General features: G+C 63.0%; 2 protein-coding genes. One reads left to right on the plus strand and one right to left on the minus strand.

The genetic code is table 11. The features are described 5' to 3' along the window. Positions 1 to 838 (plus strand): type I pantothenate kinase (gene coaA / locus EN879_RS35235; protein ID WP_127274680.1); only part of this gene is annotated, 838 nt, incomplete at its 5' end. On the opposite strand, the gene EN879_RS35240 is transcribed toward coaA, so the two are convergent. Next, on the minus strand, positions 825 to 1,454 hold the full coding sequence (locus EN879_RS35240; protein ID WP_013528341.1) for an alpha-ketoglutarate-dependent dioxygenase AlkB: 630 nt from the start codon (positions 1,452 to 1,454) through the stop codon (positions 825 to 827). The genes coaA and EN879_RS35240 overlap by 14 nt on opposite strands. Positions 1,455 to 1,573 lie beyond the last annotated feature (119 nt).

Here is a 1,573-nt window from a genome sequence, read left to right on the forward strand (position 1 = left end):
GTCGCTCAACGAGCCGGTCGATCTCGAAGAGGTCACGCGCATCTATCTGTCGCTGTCGCGGCTGTTGTCGGCTCATGTCGAAGCGAGCCAGCTGCTGTTTCGGCAACGCCAGGCCTTCTTCAACGCGGTCGACGTGGTCAAGACGCCCTTCATCATCGGCATCGCCGGTTCCGTCGCGGTCGGCAAATCGACCACCGCACGCGTGCTGAAGGAGCTTTTGGCGCGCTGGCCGTCGAGCCCCAAGGTCGATCTCATCACCACCGACGGCTTCCTGCTGCCCAACGAGGTCCTGCGCCGCGAGAACCTGATGGAGCGCAAGGGTTTTCCAGACAGTTACGATGTCGGCGCGCTGCTGCGCTTCCTGTCGGGCATCAAGTCGGCGCTGCCCGATGTCCGCGCGCCGGTCTATTCGCACCTCACCTATGACGTCATTCCCGGCGAGTTCGTCACCATCGACCGGCCCGACATATTGATCTTCGAAGGCATCAATGTCCTGCAGCCCGGCAAGCTGCCGCAGGACGGCAAGATCGTGCCTTTCCTGTCGGACTTCTTCGATTTCGCCATCTACATCGATGCCGACGAGAAGCTGATCCACAACTGGTACATTTCCCGCTTCATGCGGCTGCGTGAGACCGCCTTCCGCAATCCGGACTCCTTCTTTCACCGCTACTCGCAGCTGTCGGAGGGTTCGGCGCGCGCCATCGCCGAAGGCCTGTGGACCAACATCAATTTGAAGAATCTGCGCGAGAACATCCTGCCGACGCGGGCCCGCGCCGACTTGATCCTGCGCAAGGGCGCCGACCACCTGATCGAGGAAGTGGCGCTCAGGAAGCTGTGACGGCCGGCTTCGTCACCCGTCGCAATGTCAGATTGATCCGCCCACCGTTTTTCAGCAGCGCCGAGGTCGAGGGATAGATCCGATCGACGCCGTGAAAGCACAGCCGCCCCTCGCCGCCGAGCACCACGACATCACCGCTTTGCAGCCTGAACGACTTGGTGGCGCCATCACGCGTGGTCTGGCCAACCCGGAACAGGCAGTCGTCGCCGAGCGAGACGGAGACGACCGGCGCCGAAAAGTCGGCCTCGTCGCGGTCCTGATGCAGGCCCATCTTCGCATCCGCCGTGTAGAAATTGATCAGGCACGCTTCCGGCGGATGCGGATAGCCCGAGACCTCGCGCCACAGGTCGAGCAGCGCATCCGGAATTGGCGGCCAAGGCGCCCCGGTTAGCGGATGCGCCGGCTGGTAACGATAGCCGTGCTCCTTGTCGGTGACCCAGCCCAGCGGCCCGCAATTGGTCATGCGCACGCTCATCTCCTTGCCGGTGCGCGGCATGGCCGGCACGAACAGCGGCGCCTGCTGCACGATCCGTCTCACCTCGTCGACCAGTTCTTCCTGCACGGTGCGTGACAGGTAGGCCGGCATGTGGCGGACGCCTTTGGGCAGAACGAGCACGGATTCGATCGCCTCTTGGATGGTTCGGAACCGTAAAATGTCACGATCAAATGAAAACGGCGACCCGAAAGCCGCCGCTCTTGTCGAATTGGCAGTCGCCGATCAGGCGAGGTCGGGGA

Source organism: Mesorhizobium sp. M7A.F.Ca.AU.002.02.1.1 (assembly GCF_003998535.1).
In the GTDB taxonomy this organism is placed as follows: Bacteria; Pseudomonadota; Alphaproteobacteria; order Rhizobiales; family Rhizobiaceae; genus Mesorhizobium; species Mesorhizobium ciceri.